A 16,897-nucleotide genomic window follows, 5' to 3' on the forward strand; every position below is an offset into this window, starting at 1 on the left:
GGAACATGATTCCAGAGGCCTCCTGGCGTATTCTGATACAGAGAGGGAAAGCCCTCTTGGAAAGGCGGAACACAGAAATGAAAAATCACACAATGATGCAGTATTTTGAATGGTATCTTCCGGAGAACGGCCTTCACTGGCGCCGCTGCGCTGCCCAGGCAGAAGAGCTTCGGAAGGCCGGCGTTGATATGGTCTGGCTGCCTCCGGCGTATAAGGGAGCGGCCGGAGCGAAAAGTGTGGGATATGATGTATATGATATGTACGATCTGGGCGAATTTGACCAGAAGGGCTCTGTGAGGACAAAATACGGGACCAGGGAAGAATATCTGGAGGCTGTGCGCAGTTTACAGCAGCAGGGAATCAAGGTGCTGACAGACATTGTCCTGAACCACAGGATGGGAGCGGACGGAGCAGAGACTGTGATGGCAGAAGAAATGCTCAGCACAGACCGTGATCAGGAGATTGGGCAGGATCGGCAGATTACAGCCTGGACCCGCTTTGACTTTCCGGGCCGGGGCGGAAAATATTCGGATTTTCAGTGGCGCGCCCGCCATTTCAGCGGAACAGACTGGGATGAGGGCGGAAAGAGAAAAGGAATCTTCCGGTTTGCAGGGAAGAACTGGGAGAGAAAGATTGATCATGAGAACGGCAACTATGATTATCTGATGGGAACAGATCTGGACACAGATCAGCCGGAGGTAATCAGGGAGACTGCCGACTGGGGAAAGTGGTATCTGGATACGGTGCAGATGGACGGCTTCCGCCTCGACGCAGTCAAGCATATCGGCTTTGATTTCTACCGGGAATGGCTGAAGGCGATGCGTGCCCATGCGGGCAGAGAGCTGTTCGCTGTGGGCGAATACTGGTCCAAGGATGTAAACAGGCTGAAATATTATCTGGATACGCTGGAACACAGCCTCAGCCTGTTTGACGTGCCGCTGCATTTTCATTTTCTGGAGGCAGCCACTTCGGATGGAAATTATGATATGAGCAGGCTGTATGAAAATACGCTGACCGGGCTTGACCCGGCCCACGCGGTGCCCTTTGTGGATAATCATGACACCCAGCCGGGCCAGGCTCTCTATTCCTTTATTCCGGCCTGGTTTAAGCCGCTGGCTTATGCGCTGATTCTGCTGCGGGATACGGGGATCCCCTGTGTATTCTACGGAGATTATTATGGAATTCCCCATGACAGAACCGCTCCGGTTCCGGGGCTGAAAAGGCTTTTGAAGGTTCGGGAACGGTTTGCTTATGGAAAAGAAGGCCTGTTTTTCGATGACCCATCTGTAGTAGGCTTTACCCGGGAAGGGGATGCGGAGCATCCGGATTCCGGAGCGGCAGTACTGCTTACAGACAGCGTGGCGGGCAGTAAGCGCATGTATATGGGGCAGCAGCATGCCGGAAAGCATATGATGGATATAATGGGAGAGATTCCGGAGACTGTGACAGTCGGAAGCGACGGCTGGGCAGAATTCCGGGTCGGCGGCGGTTCTGTGTCGGTGTGGCTGTTTGAGAACGCTGCAGCGGACATTTATATAGAAGAAATGTAGCGTCGGTGTACCAAGGGACAATACGGTCAAAAATGGCTGAATTTGCGCCCCTGCTGCGTTACTTTCACTCCGCGTACTGGACGTACGCTAACTGAGGATAACGCAGAAAACAGGCGAATTTACAGGGCTGAGGCGTATTGCCCCTTGTACACCGACGCTAGCCTTGATTCGGAAACCGGTCTGTAACAGCTTCTTTTCGGGAACAGGGAGAAAAGACAGAGCAGGATAGCGGCAGAAAACACAGGAATACGGCAGAGCCAGGGGCGGACAAGATGCTTGTCCGCCCCGGAAGGGTTCTGAGACATTATTAAGAATGAAGAATGTGCCAGAGTCGCAGGTGCGTTAGAAGCCGCAGGCTTCGAGGACCATGGCAAGGCCATCCTCATCGTTCGCGCTGGTAACCTGATCGGCAGCGGACATCACCTCAGGAGCGGCGTTGCCCATGGCAACGCCGGTTCCGGCCTGGCGGATCATTGAGATATCGTTCGTGCCGTCTCCGAACGCAATGCTTTCTTCCTGTTTCAGCCCGAGATGGCGGCACAAAAACGCAAGGGCTTCTCCTTTGGTGGCGAGAGCCGCATTGATTTCGATGTTATTTTCAAGCGAAGAAGAGATGGCGTACTGAGGATAACGGCGGGGAATTTCATCCAGATATTTTTTCCGGGCCTCCAGATCGTGAAAATACAGCTGGAGCTTCTGGGGGCCGCCCTCCAGCTTTCCAAGCGCCTCCTCGAGAGAATCTACAGGTGTATATACCTTCTTCATATTTTCCAGAAGCCAGGGGGCATAAGAGTAGTCCTCAAGATGCTCATAAAAGCTTCTGGGCATCCATCCGAGGCCGTCCTGATACCAGCCGTAGATAGCCGGTATCCCGTCCATATAGCGAAATACCTGGAGCGATTCTTCTTTCCCCAGCTCCGCCCGGTACAGGATTTCCTTCTTTTCACTGTCATAGACCTCGGCGCCGTTGATTGCGATGATATAGCGGGTAGCCGGGAGAGACAGCACCTCTTCCGGGATATTTTCATGTACCCGGCCTGTGGCCGGTACAAGCAGGGCTCCCTTCGCCGCGGCCCGTTCCAGTACGGCTCTTGTTCTGGGAGAAATAGTTTTAGCACTGTTCAAAAGCGTTCCGTCCAGATCGAACGCGATAAGTCTGATATTCATTCTGAACCTCCGTGTGAGATTTTTATTTTATTATACCAGTATCGCCGGGAAATTGGAAACGGATATTTTTCGGAGGGCGGCAGTAACGAAATGTAAAAAATGGTTGACACAAGAGGTATCGTCTGTTATCTTCAAAATAAGTGAAAGGTCTTTTGGCTGTTTCAGGGATTTCCTGTCCCGGCAGCCGGAGCTTCTGGCAGTTCGCCAATATTTTCACCGATACCAAAGAAGGATAATTCGTATTGCTGTCTGTTAATTAACGGTAAAATCCTGTATAATAAGAGATGATAAAGCATAAGTGCCAACATTAGCGTCGGTGTACCAAGGGACAATACGGTCAAAAATGGCTGAATTTGCGCCCCTGCTGCGTTACTTTCACTCCGCGTACGCCCTGTACGCGTCGTTCAAGTGCCTTGCAGGGACACAAATCAGCTCATTTTTGACTCTGCGACCTCAGCCCTCGGGAATTCGCCTGTTTTCAAGGCAGACGATGGAAAGCGTACTGGACGTACGCTAACTGAGGATAACGCAGAAAACAGGCGAATTTACAGGGCTGAGGCGTATTGCCCCTTGTACACCGACGCTATCAATGTTTTATGGAATTATTATCAGAATGCAGAGCGAGAGAGCCGGAAAGCATAAGCTTCCGCATATTCATGCATTATATGGGGAGTATGAAATTGTGCTTTCTTTAACTGGAAATATTCTTGAGGGCGGTTTTCCGGGAAAGCAGTTGAAATTGCTGCTGGCATGGACCGCATTACATGAAGATGAACTGGAAGCCAATTGGAGACTTTTGAGTGAAGGAGAAGGGTATTTTAAAATAGAACCATTGAAATGAAAGAGGTGACGGGATGTTAAGACCGACAGCAATACGGGTAACCCCATTAAACAATTATTGTTTGGAAATTATCTTTGATAATGGCGAAAAAAAACAATTTGATGTGAAACCATATATTCGTGGAGAATGGTATGGAGAATTGAACAATCCTGATTATTTCAATTCTGTGAATGTGGATGGCTTTACCGTAGTGTGGCCTCATGGACAGGATATTTGCCCGGATGAGCTGTATGATTCCAGTGTACGGCTTGCTTGAGGTTCGGAGAGGATGGACAATTGTTGTGTTTCTTTTGCTCTAATACAAAGGGGAGCAAGGGAGGAAGTCCGGAGATGAGAGAAGAGTATATGCTTTGGGAAGAAAAGCTATATTATGAAAGAAAGGAAGCAGCAGAGACAGCAGCTCTGAAACAGGGGAAAGAGGATATCCTTGAGCTGCTGGAGGACTATGGAGCAGATGCCGGCAGAGTAAGGAAGGGGAGGAGATGCGGTTAAACAGACAACAGACAGTATTTCTGGCCGCGTGCCTGTGCGGCCTGCTGGGAGCAGATTCATTAGTTTATGCAAATCTATCTCCATATAATAACAGCAAATATAATTTGTACGGTGCAAACCTTTTGGAGTATATGAAAGACGGAATGGAAGATACGTCAATCACAGAGTACTATGCTTCTGATATGGAGCAGATTCAGACGATAATGGAAAATAAGTCCGTTCGTATAAGATATTGTGACTGTGATTTGAATGACGACGGCCTGCCAGATAAAATCGTAATTCTCAGGTCTTCCTTCCATACGGGTTCTCGTGGAGATTGGTTTGAAATCCTGCTTAATAAAGGAGAGACGTATATACCCGTATTCGGAGCGGCCTTTGGGTTATGCATGCAGGATGAATCTATGACGCCAGCCGGAGAGGTATCTCTTCTGGAGAGTGTCCATGAGGGATTTCATGACATCAGGGTCTGTCCGAATGGAAACGAAGGACTGCTTACCTATATAAATGGAACCTATGATTATGAAGTCCTGCAGTACGACGCGTACGGAACTGTTTCCCATAGAATTCCACAATATCTTGTGCTTTGAAAACGCTCTGACTACACCGCAGAACCACATGATTTTATACCGTCAAAACCACCAAAATTCCGGACAAAACTTTGTGCATTTTGTGAAAAGTTTTTCCGGAATTTTTTTGAAAAAATCCTTGCAATTCCCGGAACATTCCTGTATAATTGCTACTGTTGTGACATTGATAGCTGTGAAGCGTGAGGTTGCTGCCTGGAAATGGCAGGTTTTCCGTGGAGCGAATGTCAAGTTATGAAACTGGCGACAAGTCACTGTACCAAATAACTGTCCATGATAGAGTGGAAACAACGTGATGTTTTCCTTTTTTATACAGGATACACACGGGAGAGTGTACAGTCACCGCTTGTCGTACTGGTTAAGAGTACGAAAAGGAGGCGACTTTTTTTATGGCAAGTCAAGTAATGAGAATCACACTGAAGGCTTATGATCATCAGCTGGTGGATGCGTCCGCAAAGAAGATCATCGAAACTGTAAAGAAGAACGGATCGCAGGTGAGCGGCCCCGTTCCGCTGCCTACCAAGAAAGAGGTAGTGACAATCCTTCGTGCCGTGCACAAATATAAGGATTCCAGAGAGCAGTTCGAGCAGAGAACTCATAAGCGCCTTATCGATATCATTACACCGACTCAGAAGACGGTTGATGCACTGTCCAGACTGGAGATGCCGGCTGGCGTTTACATCGATATCAAAATGAAAACAAAATAATTCCTTCAGCTAGGATGAACGTGTATGCGTTCCGCTGTAGAGAAACAAGGAGGAGAAAAAATGAAGAAAGCTATTTTAGCTACCAAGGTTGGAATGACACAGATTTTCAACGAAGACGGCGTACTGACACCGGTTACTGTACTTCAGGCCGGCCCCTGTGTAGTAACGCAGGTTAAGACTGTAGAGAATGACGGCTACAGCGCAGTACAGGTTGGATTCGTAGACAAGAGAGAGAAGCTGGTGAATAAGCCGCTCAAGGGCCACTTTGACAAGGCCGGCGTTTCTTATAAGAGATACGTGAGAGAGCTGAAGCTTGAGGATGCGGAAAGCTACGCTCTGGCACAGGAGATTAAGGCAGACATCTTCGCCGCAGGCGACAAGATTGATGTAACTGCTATTTCCAAAGGTAAGGGCTTCCAGGGTGCCATCAAGAGACATGGACAGCACAGAGGACCCATGGCACACGGTTCCAAGTTCCACCGCCACGCTGGTTCCAATGGCGCCTGCTCCGATCCGAGCAAGGTATTCAAGGGCAAGAAGATGCCCGGACAGATGGGACACAAGAAAATCACCATCCAGAACCTTGAGGTTGTACGCGTAGACGCAGATAAGAATCTGCTCCTGGTAAAGGGCGCAGTACCGGGACCGAAGAAGGCTCTGGTTACAGTAAAGGAAACAGTAAAGGTTAGCAAATAATCTTTAGCGGAAAGGAGGACTTACAGATGGCAACAGTATCTGTTAAAAATATGGAAGGAAATGAAGTTGGCACAATCGAGTTAAGCGATGCTGTATTCGGTGTTGACGTAAACGAGCACCTGGTACACATGGCCGTTGTTGCGCAGCTTGCAAATAAGCGTCAGGGAACGCAGAAAGCAAAGACCCGTTCTGAAGTATCCGGCGGCGGAAGAAAGCCCTGGAGACAGAAGGGAACCGGTCATGCAAGACAGGGTTCAACAAGAGCTCCCCAGTGGACGGGCGGCGGTGTTGTATTCGCACCCGTACCGAGAGATTACACAATCCGCCTGAACAAGAAGGAGAAGAGACTGGCACTCAAGTCCGCTCTGACCTCCAGACTTCAGGAGAACAAGCTTATCGTAGTTGACGAGCTGAAGTTCGATGAGATTAAGACAAAGAATTTCGTAAATGTGATGAACAACCTGAAGGCTGAGAAGGCTCTGGTAGTTCTGAACGAGAACGATGCAAATGTGGTAATGTCCGCAAGAAATATTCCTACAGTGAAGACGGCTCTGACGAATACGATCAACGTATACGACATCCTGAAGTACAACACACTGATCCTGACCAAGGACGCTGTAGCGACGATCGAGGAGGTGTACGCATAATGGCAGATCTGAAGTATTACGATATCATCCGCAAGCCGGTGATTACCGAGAAGAGCATGGACGCCATGGGCGAGAAGAAGTATACATTCCTGGTTCACACAGACGCGACCAAGACTCAGATTAAAGAGGCTGTGGAGAAGATGTTTGCCGGAACAAAGGTAAAGAGCGTCAACACCATGAACCTGGATGGAAAGAAGAAGAGACGTGGTATGGTAGTCGGAAAGACAGCCAAGACCAAGAAGGCCATTGTTCAGCTGACAGCTGAGAGCGCCGACATCGAGATCTTCGAGGGACTGTAAAAAACCGCACAGCCCCGAACCTTATAGGCGGTGCAACCGCCTGAGAACAAATAATCAGCTAAACGAAAGGAGAGAACTGTAATGGGAATTAAAACTTATAATCCCTATACACCTTCCAGAAGACATATGACCGGTTCTGATTTCTCTGAAATCACAAAGAGCGAGCCGGAGAAGGCCCTGCTGGTATCCTTAAAGAAGAACGCAGGCCGCAACAATCAGGGTAAAATCACAGTAAGACACCGCGGAGGCGGTTCCAGAAGAAAATACAGAGTCATCGACTTCAAGAGAAGAAAAGATGGAATTCCGGCTACGGTAATCGGAATCGAGTACGACCCGAACCGTACCGCAAATATCGCGCTGATCTGCTACGCAGACGGTGAGAAGGCATATATCCTGGCTCCTCAGGGACTGAAAGACGGCATGAAGGTCATGAACGGACCGGAGGCCGAGGTAAGAATCGGAAACTGCCTGCCGCTTTCTGAGATTCCTGTAGGTACTCAGCTTCACAATATCGAGCTGCATCCGGGCAAGGGCGGACAGATGGTTCGTTCCGCAGGAAACAGCGCACAGCTCATGGCTAAGGAAGGCAAGTACGCAACGCTTCGTCTGCCCTCCGGAGAGATGAGAATGGTTCCCTTAAATTGCAGAGCGACTGTAGGTGTGGTAGGAAATGCTGAGCATAACCTGATTAACATCGGTAAAGCAGGACGCAAGCGTCACATGGGTATCCGTCCGACCGTCCGCGGTTCTGTAATGAACCCGAACGACCATCCGCACGGTGGTGGAGAAGGAAAGACCGGTATCGGCCGTCCGGGTCCGTGCACACCGTGGGGCAAGCCCGCTCTTGGTTTGAAGACGAGAAAGAAGAACAAGCAGTCCAATAAGCTGATCGTCAGAAGAAGAGACGGCAGAACATTTAAGTAAGGAGGAAAACACATGGCTCGCTCATTAAAAAAAGGACCATTTGCAGATGAGAGCTTACTGAAAAAGGTAGACGCAATGAATGAAGCAGGCGAGAAGACCGTCATCAAGACCTGGTCCCGCCGCTCCACAATCTTCCCGCAGATGGTTGGTCATACAATCGCAGTTCACGACGGAAGAAGACACGTTCCGGTATATATCACAGAGGATATGGTAGGACACAAGCTCGGTGAGTTTGTTCCGACCAGAACCTATCGTGGACACGGAAAAGACGAGAAGAAATCCAGACGTTAACCGATAAATATTAGTGAAAGGAGACTCATCCAATGGCTAAGGGACATAGAAGTCAGATTAAGAGAGAGAGAAATGCCCAGAAGGATACGAGACCGTCAGCAAAGCTTTCCTATGCTCGCGTATCTGTTCAGAAGGCATGCTTCGTATTAGATGCCATTCGCGGCAAAGACGTGGATACGGCGCTCGGTATTGTAATGTACAATCCGCGCTACGCTTCCACTTTGATTGAGAAGTTATTAAAGTCAGCGATTGCGAACGCTGAGGTCAACAACGGAATGAATCGCAGCAATCTTTATGTAGCAGAGTGCTACGCAAACAAGGGACCGACAATGAAGAGAATCAGACCGAGAGCACAGGGCCGGGCTTACAGAATCGAGAAGAGAATGAGCCACATCACAATCGTGCTTGATGAGAAATAGGAGGTAGAGCATGGGACAGAAAGTTAATCCGCACGGCCTCAGAGTCGGCGTTATTAAAGATTGGGATTCCAGATGGTATGCTGAAGATTCCTTCGCTGATTATCTTGTAGAGGACTACAACATCCGCAAATTCCTGAAGAAGAGACTGTACAGCGCGGGCGTATCCAAAATCGAGATCGAGCGCGCTTCCGACAGAGTAAAAGTTATCGTATATACCGCAAAGCCGGGCGTTGTTATCGGTAAGGGCGGTTCTGAGATTGAGAAGGTAAAGGCTGAGCTTGCTCAGTACACCGACAAGAAGCTTATCGTAGACATCAAAGAGATTAAGAGACCGGACCGCGACGCACAGCTCGTAGCAGAGAACATCGCGCTTCAGCTGGAAAACCGTGTGTCCTTCCGCCGCGCCATGAAGTCCACCATGTCCAGAACCATGAAGGCTGGCGCAAAGGGAATCAAGACGGCTGTTGCAGGCCGTGTTGGCGGAGCCGATATGGCTCGTACCGAGTTCTACAGCGAGGGAACCATTCCGCTGCAGACACTGAGAGCAGATATTGACTACGGATTCGCTGAGGCAGATACCACCTACGGCAAGATTGGCGTAAAGGTTTGGATCTACAAGGGCGAGGTACTTCCGACGAAAGGAAACAAGGAAGGGAGCGATAAATAATGTTAATGCCGAAGAGAGTAAAGCGTCGTAAACAGTTCCGCGGTTCCATGGCTGGAAAGGCCCTTAGAGGCAACAAGATCACCATGGGCGAGTTCGGTATCGTCGCTACAGAACCGTGTTGGATTAAATCAAATCAGATCGAGGCAGCCCGTGTTGCCATGACCCGTTACATGAAGCGTGGCGGTAAGGTATGGATCAAGATTTTCCCGGATAAGCCGGTTACCGCAAAACCTGCCGAGACCCGTATGGGTTCCGGAAAGGGAACGCTGGAATACTGGGTAGCAGTCGTTAAGCCGGGCCGTGTAATGTTTGAAGTTGCAGGCGTACCGGAGGAAACAGCCAGAGAAGCGCTTCGTCTTGCAATGCACAAGCTGCCCTGCAAGTGTAAGATCGTTTCTAAAGCAGACTTAGAAGGCGGTGATAACAGTGAAGAGTAATAAGTATGTAGAAGAGTTAAAGGCAAAATCTGCTGCGGAATTAAATGAGGAATTAGTAGCTGCGAAAAAGGAACTGTTCAACTTAAGATTCCAGAACGCAACCAATCAGCTCGATAACACAAGCAGAATCAAAGAGGTTCGCAGGAACATCGCCAGAATTCAGACTGTTATCGCGCAGAAAGCGAATGCGTAACAGAGCGGAAGGAGAATTGTCGTGGAAAGAAATTTGAGAAAAACGCGTGTCGGCAAGGTCGTAAGCGATAAAATGGATAAGACAATCGTGGTTGCTGTTGAGGAGCATGTAAAGCATCCGCTGTACAAGAAGATTGTAAAGGATACCTACAAGCTGAAGGCTCACGACGAGAACAACGAGTGCCGCATCGGCGATACGGTAAAGGTTATGGAGACGAGACCGCTGTCCAAGGACAAGAGATGGAGACTCGTCGAGATCATGGAGAAAGCGAAATAAAGTAAGGAGGCTACCGGCATGGTACAACAGGAAACCAGACTTAAAGTGGCTGACAATACCGGCGCAAAGGAGCTCCTTTGCATTCGCGTGTTGGGCGGTTCCACAAGAAGATATGCAAATATCGGTGACATTATCGTTGCCAGCGTCAAAGATGCAACACCCGGCGGTGTTGTAAAGAAGGGCGACGTTGTAAAGGCAGTGGTTGTTCGTACGGTTAAGGGCGCCCGCCGTAAAGACGGCTCTTACATCAAATTCGACGAGAACGCTGCGGTTATTATCAAAGATGACAAGAACCCGAGAGGAACCCGTATTTTTGGACCAGTAGCGAGAGAGCTTCGTGAAAAGCAGTTTATGAAAATTGTTTCACTTGCTCCGGAAGTATTATAGGAGGGTGCCACATGTCAACAGTTAAGATTAAGAAAGGCGATACAGTAAAGGTTATCGCTGGAAAAGACAAGGATAAAGAGGGCAAGGTAATTGCCGTCAATCATAAGGACAGCACTGTGATCGTAGAGGGTGTGAACATGATTACGAAGCACACCAAACCTTCCATGGCCAATCAGAACGGCGGCATCGTTCATCAGGAGGCTCCGATTCATATGTCTAACGTAATGTACGTAAAGGACGGAAAGGTTACGAGAATCGGCTTCAAGGTAGAGAACGGCAAGAAGGTCCGCGTTGCCAAGGCGACCGGCGAAGTGATTGATTAATTGAGGAAGGAGGTCGCAGAAGTTGAGTAGATTAAAAGAGAAGTACACGAATGAAATCGTGGACGCAATGATTAAGAAATTTGGATACAAGAACATTATGGAAGTTCCGAAGCTCGACAAGATCGTGGTAAACATGGGCGTTGGCGAGGCAAAGGACAATGCGAAGGTTCTGGAGTCTGCCATGAAGGATATGGAGACTATCACAGGCCAGAAAGCAGTTCTGACAAGAGCAAAGAACTCTATTGCGAACTTCAAGATCAGAGAGGGTATGGCAATCGGCTGCAAGGTAACCCTGCGCGGCGAGAAGATGTATGAGTTTGCTGACCGTCTGATCAACCTGGCTCTTCCCCGCGTGCGTGACTTCCGCGGTGTAAACCCGAACGCATTTGACGGACGCGGAAACTATGCGCTGGGTATTAAAGAGCAGCTGATTTTCCCCGAGATTGAATACGATAAGGTAGACAAGGTGAGAGGTATGGACGTTATCTTCGTGACGACGGCCAAGACCGACGAGGAAGCCAGAGAGTTACTGACATTATTCAACATGCCGTTTACAAAATAGGCGGAACTAAAAGGTTGTATCAGCAGACAGCGGACAGCACATAAGAATTTCTGGACGGTTTTACAGAAATTCTTATCATCCAGGTGCTGGACGGTGGCTGCGGAACTAAAAATAGGAGGAAAAATTTCATGGCTAAGACAGCAATGAAGATTAAGCAGCAGCGGAAACAGAAGTTTGCAGTTAGAGAGTACAACCGCTGCAGAATCTGCGGCCGTCCGCATGCATATCTGAGAAAATACGGAATCTGCAGAATCTGCTTCCGTGAGCTGGCATACAAGGGCCAGATTCCTGGCGTTAAGAAAGCAAGCTGGTAGGCACCCCACACTTAGCGAAAGCGCAAGATGAATTGGCCGAAGGACAAGAAAAGGCCCCCTGGGGGGAGTCCGAAGGACGAAGCTTGAGGTTAGTGTGAAAGCCCACCCGGACACTTAACGAAAGCGCAAGATGAATTGGCCGAAGGACAAGAAAAGGCCCCCTGGGGGGAGTCCGAAGGACGAAGCTTGAGGTTAGTGACCGTGGTGTTTCCGCAAGTTTTTCATTTAGAAATTTAGGAGGAAGAAGAAGTCATGGCATTGACAACGAACGATCCCATCGCGGATATGCTTACAAGAATCCGTAATGCGAACACCGCTAAACATGATACCGTTGATGTACCCGCTTCCAAGATGAAGATCGCTATCGCGAATATCCTGGTAGACGAGGGATACATTGCAAAATATGATCTCGTAGAAGACGGAAACTTCAAGACCATCCGTATCACTCTGAAGTACGGAAAGGATAAGAATGAGAAGATCATCTCCGGTCTGAAGAGAATCTCCAAGCCGGGTCTGCGTGTATACGCCAGCAAGGAAGAGCTGCCGAAGGTACTTGGCGGCCTTGGAGTAGCTATCATCTCCACCAACAAGGGCGTTATCACCGACAAGGAAGCGCGCGCTCAGGGCGTAGGCGGAGAAGTTCTGGCTTTTGTTTGGTAGGCACCCCGCACTTAGCGAAAGCGAGCCGAAGGCGAAGCTTGAGGTTAGTGCGAAAGCCCACCCGGACACTTAGCGAAAGCGAGCTGAAAGCGAAGCTTGAGGTTAGTGACCGTGGTGTTTCCTTAAGTCAGCAGGTAGAGTAAGCAAATTTGTTTGCTTAATGATACCTATAGGGAAGCAACTGAAAACAGAGGAGGCGCACACGCTTCCTCCGAGAATTTAAGTTTAGGAGGTAAATTGGAATGTCACGTATTGGAAGACATCCGGTAGCCATTCCCGCAGGTGTAACAGTAGACATCGCGGAGGGCAACAAGGTTACTGTAAAGGGACCGAAGGGTACACTTGAGAGAGTGCTGCCCGCAGAGATGGAAATTAAGCTGGAAGACGGTCAGGTGGTTGTTACAAGACCGAATGACCTGAAGAAGATGAAATCCTTACATGGTCTGACAAGAACCCTGATTCACAACATGGTAGTAGGCGTGAGCGAGGGTTACGAGAAGGTTCTTGAGGTAAACGGAGTAGGTTACAGAGCTCAGAAGTCCGGCAAGAAGCTGACACTGAACTTAGGCTATTCTCATCCGGTAGAGATGATCGATCCGGAGGGCCTGGAGTCTGTAGTGGACGGCAACAAGATTACCGTAAAGGGTATCGACAAAGAGAAGGTTGGACAGTACGCTGCTGAAATCAGAGATAAGAGAAGACCGGAACCGTACAAGGGCAAGGGAATCAAGTATGCGGATGAAGTCATCAGACGTAAAGTCGGCAAGACTGGTAAAAAATAAGTAAGGAGAGTATAAAAATGGTTAGTAAAAAGTCAAGAAGCGTAGTTCGCGCGAATAAGCATAGAAGATTACGTAATCATCTCAGCGGTACAGCTGAAAGACCGCGTCTGGCTGTGTTCAGAAGCAATAATCATATGTATGCTCAAATTATTGACGATACCGTCGGCCACACTCTGGTAGCAGCATCCACTCTTGAGAAGGATGTAAAGGCAGAGCTGGAGAAGACGAACAACGTCGATGCAGCAGCATACCTTGGAAAAGTAATCGCACAGAAGGCCCTTGATAAGGGAATTAAGACCGTTGTCTTTGACAGAGGCGGCTTCATATATCAGGGTAAGATTCAGGCACTGGCAGAAGCAGCCCGTGAAGCTGGATTGGAATTCTAGGAAAGGAAGGAAAAAGACAGATGAGACATGAGATTATCGATCCGAGTCAGCTGGAACTGACTGACAAGGTAGTGGCAATTAAGCGCGTAAGCAAAACTGTCAAGGGTGGTCGTACCATGCGTTTCACTGCTCTGGTCGTTGTCGGTGACGGCAACGGACATGTCGGCGCCGGTCTTGGAAAGGCTGCTGAGATTCCGGAAGCAATCCGCAAGGGCAAAGAGGATGCCATGAAGAAGCTGGTAACCGTAGCCATCGACGAGAACAAGAGTATTACACATGACTTTATTGGAAAATTCGGCAGCGCATCCGTACTGCTGAAGAGAGCACCGGAAGGAACCGGTGTTATCGCCGGAGGCCCCGCCCGTAACGTGCTGGAGCTGGCTGGTATCAAGAATATCCGTACCAAGTCTCTTGGTTCCAACAATAAGCAGAACGTTGTTCTTGCGACCATCGAGGGCCTGAAAGCTCTGAAGACTCCGGAGGAAGTGGCGAAGAACCGCGGAAAATCCGTAGAAGAGATTATGAACTAGGAGGATACGGACATGGCAGATAAGTTAAGAATTACGTTAGTGAAATCTCCCATCGGTGCGATCCCGAAGCAGAGAGCGACTGTGGAGGCTCTTGGCCTTCGCAAGGTAAACAAGACAGTGGAACTGCCGGATAACGACGCGGTCAGAGGAATGATCTGGCACGTAAAGCATCTGGTAAAGGTAGAAGAGGTTTAATTAAGATTACGGAATAGGAGGTGTCACAATGGACTTATCAAATTTGCAGTATGCGGAAGGATCCAAGCAGAGCGGAAGCTTCCGGAGAGGTCGTGGACACGGTTCAGGAAACGGTAAGACAGCCGGTAAGGGACATAAGGGCCAGAAGGCTCGTTCCGGAGCGCCGAGACCGGGCTTTGAAGGCGGTCAGATGCCGTTATACAGAAGACTTCCGAAGAGAGGCTTCACAAACAGAAATTCCAAGGTGATCGTTGGAATCAACGTGAGCGCTCTGGAAGTGTTCGAAAATGATGCGGTAGTTTCTGTAGAGACTCTGATTGAGCAGGGTATTGTTAAAAATCCGAAGGATGGAGTAAAGATTCTCGGAAACGGAGAACTTACCAAAAAGCTTACAGTGCAGGCCAATGCTTTCTCCGAGGGCGCTAAAGCCAAAATCGAGGCTCTTGGTGGAAAAGCAGAGGTGATCTAATGTTTAAGACCTTACAGAACGCATTTAAAATTAAGGATATCCGGAAAAAGCTGATCTACACCTTTCTGATGCTGATTGTCATCCGGCTGGGCTCTCAGCTTCCGATTCCCGGAGTAAACCGTACATTTTTTGCGTCCTGGCTTGCGGCACAGACCGGAGACGCGTTCAATCTTCTGGACGCGTTCACCGGCGGTTCCCTGGCCAGCATGTCAATATTTGCGTTAGGTATTAATCCCTACATTACATCTTCCATTATCATTCAGCTCATTACCATTGCGATTCCCCAGCTTGAGGAAATGCAGAAGGACGGAGAGGAAGGAAGAAAGAAAATCCAGAATATCACCCGTTATGTGACGGTGGCGCTGGCCCTGATAGAAGGAACAGCAATGACCATCGGCTTTGGCGGACAGGGACTTCTGGAAGATGCCACAGTACCCAATATGATTGTGGTGGTAATCGCGCTGACAGCCGGTTCCGCATTCCTGATGTGGATCGGTGAGCGGATTACGCAGAACGGCGTGGGCAACGGTATTTCCATTGTACTGTTGATTAATATTGTATCCCGTATGCCGGATGACTTTGTATCTCTGTACAACAGCTTTATGGCAGGAAAGAGCGTGGCGATGGCTGTGCTTGCGGCTGTCATCATTCTGCTTGTCATCCTGGTGACGGTAGTATTTGTCATTGTTCTTCAGGACGGAGAGAGAAGAATCCCCGTTCAGTACAGCAAGAAGCTTCAGGGCAGGAAGGTTTTGGGCGGACAGAGTACCCATATTCCGATGAAGGTTAATACGGCCGGTGTGATTCCGGTTATCTTCGCATCTTCCCTGATGTCGCTTCCGGGGATTGTAGCGGCATTTATTGGAAAGGGAACCGGAGACGGAATCGGCAGCAAGATTATCACAGCTTTAAGCTCCAGCAGCTGGTGTGATCCGGATCAGCCGATTTACAGCCTGGGCCTGCTGCTTTACATTCTGCTGGTAGTATTCTTTGCTTACTTCTATACTTCTATCACCTTCAACCCGTTGGAGATAGCAGATAACATGAAGAAGCAGGGCGGCTTTATTCCTGGTATCCGTCCGGGACGGCCCACATCTGACTACCTTGCAAAAATTCTGAATTACATTATTTTTGTCGGAGCAATCGGCCTCATCATCGTATGCGTGATTCCGATCTTCTTTAACGGCGTGTTTGGCGCCAGTGTTTCCTTCGGCGGAACCTCCATCATCATCGTGGTGGGCGTTGTGCTGGAAACCATCAAACAGATCGAGTCTCAGATGGCGGTGCGGTATTATAAAGGCTTTTTGAACGACTAGATTACAGGAGCTTCCGGCCTGCGCGGGAAAGGATTTCCGCGCAGAATCCGGAGGCTTTCCCGCAATGCAGAGAAACAGGAAAGTAGTCTGCATGGAATTCAGAAAACAGGAAATTCTTACACAGGAGGAATACTGGTATGAAAATCATCATGTTGGGTGCACCGGGTGCAGGAAAAGGCACACAGGCGAAGAAAATCGCTGACAAATATCAGATCCCGCACATTTCCACGGGCGATATTTTCAGAGCAAATATAAAAGAGGGTACAGAGCTGGGAAAAAAGGCAAAGTCCTATATGGATCAGGGACTTCTGGTGCCGGATGAGCTGACGCTGGAGCTCATCATGGACCGTTTCCAGAATCCGGACTGTGCGAACGGCTATGTACTGGACGGTTTCCCGCGTACCATTCCCCAGGCGGAGGCTCTTACAGCGGCCCTGGAGAAAAACGGCGAGACCATTGACTATGCAATCAATGTAGAGGTACCGGATGAGAATATCGTTACCCGTATGTCAGGAAGAAGAGCCTGCCTGGCCTGCGGCGCTACGTATCATGTGGTGTACGCGCCCACAAAGACAGAAGGTGTCTGCGACCGCTGCGGCGAGAAGCTGGTGCTGAGAGACGACGATAAGCCGGAGACCGTAAAGAAGAGACTGGATGTATATCACAGCCAGACGCAGCCTCTGATTGACTACTACACAAAGCAGGGCAAGCTTGTGGAGGTAGACGGAACTCAGAATGTGGACGCTGTGTTTGACGCGATTGTAAAGATATTAGGAGCGTAGG

The 16,897-nt window shown here is 49.1% G+C and carries 29 protein-coding genes; 28 read left to right on the forward strand and 1 reads right to left on the reverse strand.

Features of this window, described 5'->3' with window-relative positions:
• Positions 1-77: 77 nt before the first annotated feature.
• Positions 78-1,550 (forward strand): alpha-amylase, encoded by a 1,473-nt coding sequence (locus tag B5E77_RS00850; RefSeq protein WP_087163644.1) that lies wholly within the window; start codon positions 78-80, stop codon positions 1,548-1,550.
• Between the two features lie 342 nt (positions 1,551-1,892).
• Here B5E77_RS00850 and B5E77_RS00855 read toward each other — a convergent pair whose 3' ends face one another.
• The gene (locus tag B5E77_RS00855) at positions 1,893-2,717 is read right to left on the reverse strand and encodes a Cof-type HAD-IIB family hydrolase (protein ID WP_087163494.1); all 825 of its coding nucleotides are present in this window, start codon (positions 2,715-2,717) and stop codon (positions 1,893-1,895) included.
• A 589-nt stretch (positions 2,718-3,306) separates the two neighbouring features.
• Here B5E77_RS00855 and B5E77_RS00860 point away from each other — a divergent pair.
• The 27 genes from B5E77_RS00860 to B5E77_RS00985 all read left to right on the forward strand — a co-directional run bounded on the left by B5E77_RS00860 (position 3,307) and on the right by B5E77_RS00985 (position 16,896).
• Entirely contained in the window at positions 3,307-3,558 is a 252-nt protein-coding gene (locus tag B5E77_RS00860; RefSeq protein ID WP_087163495.1) for a DUF4160 domain-containing protein, read from the forward strand.
• Between the two features lie 13 nt (positions 3,559-3,571).
• A complete protein-coding gene (locus B5E77_RS00865; RefSeq protein ID WP_087163496.1) occupies positions 3,572-3,814 on the forward strand; it encodes a DUF2442 domain-containing protein in 243 nt (80 codons plus the stop codon).
• A 74-nt stretch (positions 3,815-3,888) separates the two neighbouring features.
• Positions 3,889-4,050: a hypothetical protein gene (locus B5E77_RS16950; protein ID WP_162609612.1), complete on the forward strand. Its 162-nt coding sequence runs from the start codon at positions 3,889-3,891 to the stop codon at positions 4,048-4,050.
• 143 nt (positions 4,051-4,193) lie between these two features.
• Positions 4,194-4,637: a hypothetical protein gene (locus B5E77_RS00870; RefSeq protein ID WP_162609613.1), complete on the forward strand. Its 444-nt coding sequence runs from the start codon at positions 4,194-4,196 to the stop codon at positions 4,635-4,637.
• 386 nt (positions 4,638-5,023) lie between these two features.
• Positions 5,024-5,341, forward strand: coding sequence for a 30S ribosomal protein S10 (gene rpsJ, locus B5E77_RS00875; protein ID WP_087163498.1), 318 nt, complete (start codon positions 5,024-5,026; stop codon positions 5,339-5,341).
• A gap of 60 nt (positions 5,342-5,401) precedes the next feature.
• Positions 5,402-6,037, forward strand: a complete 636-nt coding sequence (rplC, locus tag B5E77_RS00880) for a 50S ribosomal protein L3 (protein ID WP_087163499.1) — start codon at positions 5,402-5,404, stop codon at positions 6,035-6,037.
• Positions 6,038-6,063: 26 nt separating this feature from the next.
• Complete coding sequence (gene rplD, locus B5E77_RS00885) at positions 6,064-6,684, forward strand: 50S ribosomal protein L4 (protein ID WP_087163500.1); 621 nt, start codon at positions 6,064-6,066, stop codon at positions 6,682-6,684.
• A complete protein-coding gene (gene rplW / locus B5E77_RS00890; protein WP_087163501.1) occupies positions 6,684-6,983 on the forward strand; it encodes a 50S ribosomal protein L23 in 300 nt (99 codons plus the stop codon). The genes rplD and rplW overlap by 1 nt, the downstream gene beginning before the upstream one ends.
• 81 nt (positions 6,984-7,064) lie before the next feature.
• The gene (gene rplB, locus B5E77_RS00895; RefSeq protein WP_087163502.1) at positions 7,065-7,907 is read left to right on the forward strand and encodes a 50S ribosomal protein L2; all 843 of its coding nucleotides are present in this window, start codon (positions 7,065-7,067) and stop codon (positions 7,905-7,907) included.
• Between the two features lie 12 nt (positions 7,908-7,919).
• On the forward strand, positions 7,920-8,198 hold the full coding sequence (rpsS, locus tag B5E77_RS00900; protein ID WP_087163503.1) for a 30S ribosomal protein S19: 279 nt from the start codon (positions 7,920-7,922) through the stop codon (positions 8,196-8,198).
• Between the two features lie 32 nt (positions 8,199-8,230).
• The gene (gene rplV / locus B5E77_RS00905) at positions 8,231-8,617 is read left to right on the forward strand and encodes a 50S ribosomal protein L22 (RefSeq protein WP_087163504.1); all 387 of its coding nucleotides are present in this window, start codon (positions 8,231-8,233) and stop codon (positions 8,615-8,617) included.
• Between the two features lie 10 nt (positions 8,618-8,627).
• Entirely contained in the window at positions 8,628-9,284 is a 657-nt protein-coding gene (gene rpsC / locus B5E77_RS00910; protein WP_087163505.1) for a 30S ribosomal protein S3, read from the forward strand.
• On the forward strand, positions 9,284-9,721 hold the full coding sequence (gene rplP / locus B5E77_RS00915) for a 50S ribosomal protein L16 (RefSeq protein WP_087163506.1): 438 nt from the start codon (positions 9,284-9,286) through the stop codon (positions 9,719-9,721). Before rpsC ends, rplP begins: the two co-directional genes overlap by 1 nt.
• On the forward strand, positions 9,711-9,914 hold the full coding sequence (rpmC, locus tag B5E77_RS00920) for a 50S ribosomal protein L29 (RefSeq protein WP_087163507.1): 204 nt from the start codon (positions 9,711-9,713) through the stop codon (positions 9,912-9,914). Before rplP ends, rpmC begins: the two co-directional genes overlap by 11 nt.
• 21 nt (positions 9,915-9,935) lie before the next feature.
• Positions 9,936-10,190, forward strand: coding sequence for a 30S ribosomal protein S17 (rpsQ, locus tag B5E77_RS00925; protein WP_087163508.1), 255 nt, complete (start codon positions 9,936-9,938; stop codon positions 10,188-10,190).
• An 18-nt stretch (positions 10,191-10,208) separates the two neighbouring features.
• On the forward strand, positions 10,209-10,577 hold the full coding sequence (gene rplN / locus B5E77_RS00930; protein ID WP_087163509.1) for a 50S ribosomal protein L14: 369 nt from the start codon (positions 10,209-10,211) through the stop codon (positions 10,575-10,577).
• A gap of 11 nt (positions 10,578-10,588) precedes the next feature.
• The gene (rplX, locus tag B5E77_RS00935) at positions 10,589-10,900 is read left to right on the forward strand and encodes a 50S ribosomal protein L24 (protein ID WP_087163510.1); all 312 of its coding nucleotides are present in this window, start codon (positions 10,589-10,591) and stop codon (positions 10,898-10,900) included.
• A gap of 22 nt (positions 10,901-10,922) precedes the next feature.
• Positions 10,923-11,462 (forward strand): 50S ribosomal protein L5, encoded by a 540-nt coding sequence (gene rplE, locus B5E77_RS00940; protein ID WP_087163511.1) that lies wholly within the window; start codon positions 10,923-10,925, stop codon positions 11,460-11,462.
• 128 nt (positions 11,463-11,590) lie between these two features.
• Positions 11,591-11,776: a type Z 30S ribosomal protein S14 gene (locus B5E77_RS00945; RefSeq protein WP_087163512.1), complete on the forward strand. Its 186-nt coding sequence runs from the start codon at positions 11,591-11,593 to the stop codon at positions 11,774-11,776.
• A gap of 258 nt (positions 11,777-12,034) precedes the next feature.
• Complete coding sequence (gene rpsH, locus B5E77_RS00950; RefSeq protein ID WP_087163645.1) at positions 12,035-12,436, forward strand: 30S ribosomal protein S8; 402 nt, start codon at positions 12,035-12,037, stop codon at positions 12,434-12,436.
• Between the two features lie 242 nt (positions 12,437-12,678).
• Entirely contained in the window at positions 12,679-13,218 is a 540-nt protein-coding gene (rplF, locus tag B5E77_RS00955) for a 50S ribosomal protein L6 (protein ID WP_087163513.1), read from the forward strand.
• A 17-nt stretch (positions 13,219-13,235) separates the two neighbouring features.
• Entirely contained in the window at positions 13,236-13,604 is a 369-nt protein-coding gene (gene rplR / locus B5E77_RS00960; RefSeq protein ID WP_087163514.1) for a 50S ribosomal protein L18, read from the forward strand.
• Between the two features lie 20 nt (positions 13,605-13,624).
• Positions 13,625-14,134, forward strand: coding sequence for a 30S ribosomal protein S5 (gene rpsE, locus B5E77_RS00965; RefSeq protein WP_087163515.1), 510 nt, complete (start codon positions 13,625-13,627; stop codon positions 14,132-14,134).
• Between the two features lie 12 nt (positions 14,135-14,146).
• Complete coding sequence (gene rpmD, locus B5E77_RS00970; RefSeq protein WP_087163516.1) at positions 14,147-14,329, forward strand: 50S ribosomal protein L30; 183 nt, start codon at positions 14,147-14,149, stop codon at positions 14,327-14,329.
• A gap of 28 nt (positions 14,330-14,357) precedes the next feature.
• Complete coding sequence (rplO, locus tag B5E77_RS00975; RefSeq protein ID WP_087163517.1) at positions 14,358-14,798, forward strand: 50S ribosomal protein L15; 441 nt, start codon at positions 14,358-14,360, stop codon at positions 14,796-14,798.
• Complete coding sequence (gene secY, locus B5E77_RS00980) at positions 14,798-16,114, forward strand: preprotein translocase subunit SecY (protein WP_087163518.1); 1,317 nt, start codon at positions 14,798-14,800, stop codon at positions 16,112-16,114. Before rplO ends, secY begins: the two co-directional genes overlap by 1 nt.
• A 137-nt stretch (positions 16,115-16,251) precedes the next feature.
• Entirely contained in the window at positions 16,252-16,896 is a 645-nt protein-coding gene (locus B5E77_RS00985) for an adenylate kinase (RefSeq protein WP_087163519.1), read from the forward strand.
• Position 16,897 lies beyond the last annotated feature (1 nt).

The organism is Lachnoclostridium sp. An131, from assembly GCF_002160825.1.
Taxonomy (GTDB): Bacteria; Bacillota; Clostridia; order Lachnospirales; family Lachnospiraceae; genus Laedolimicola.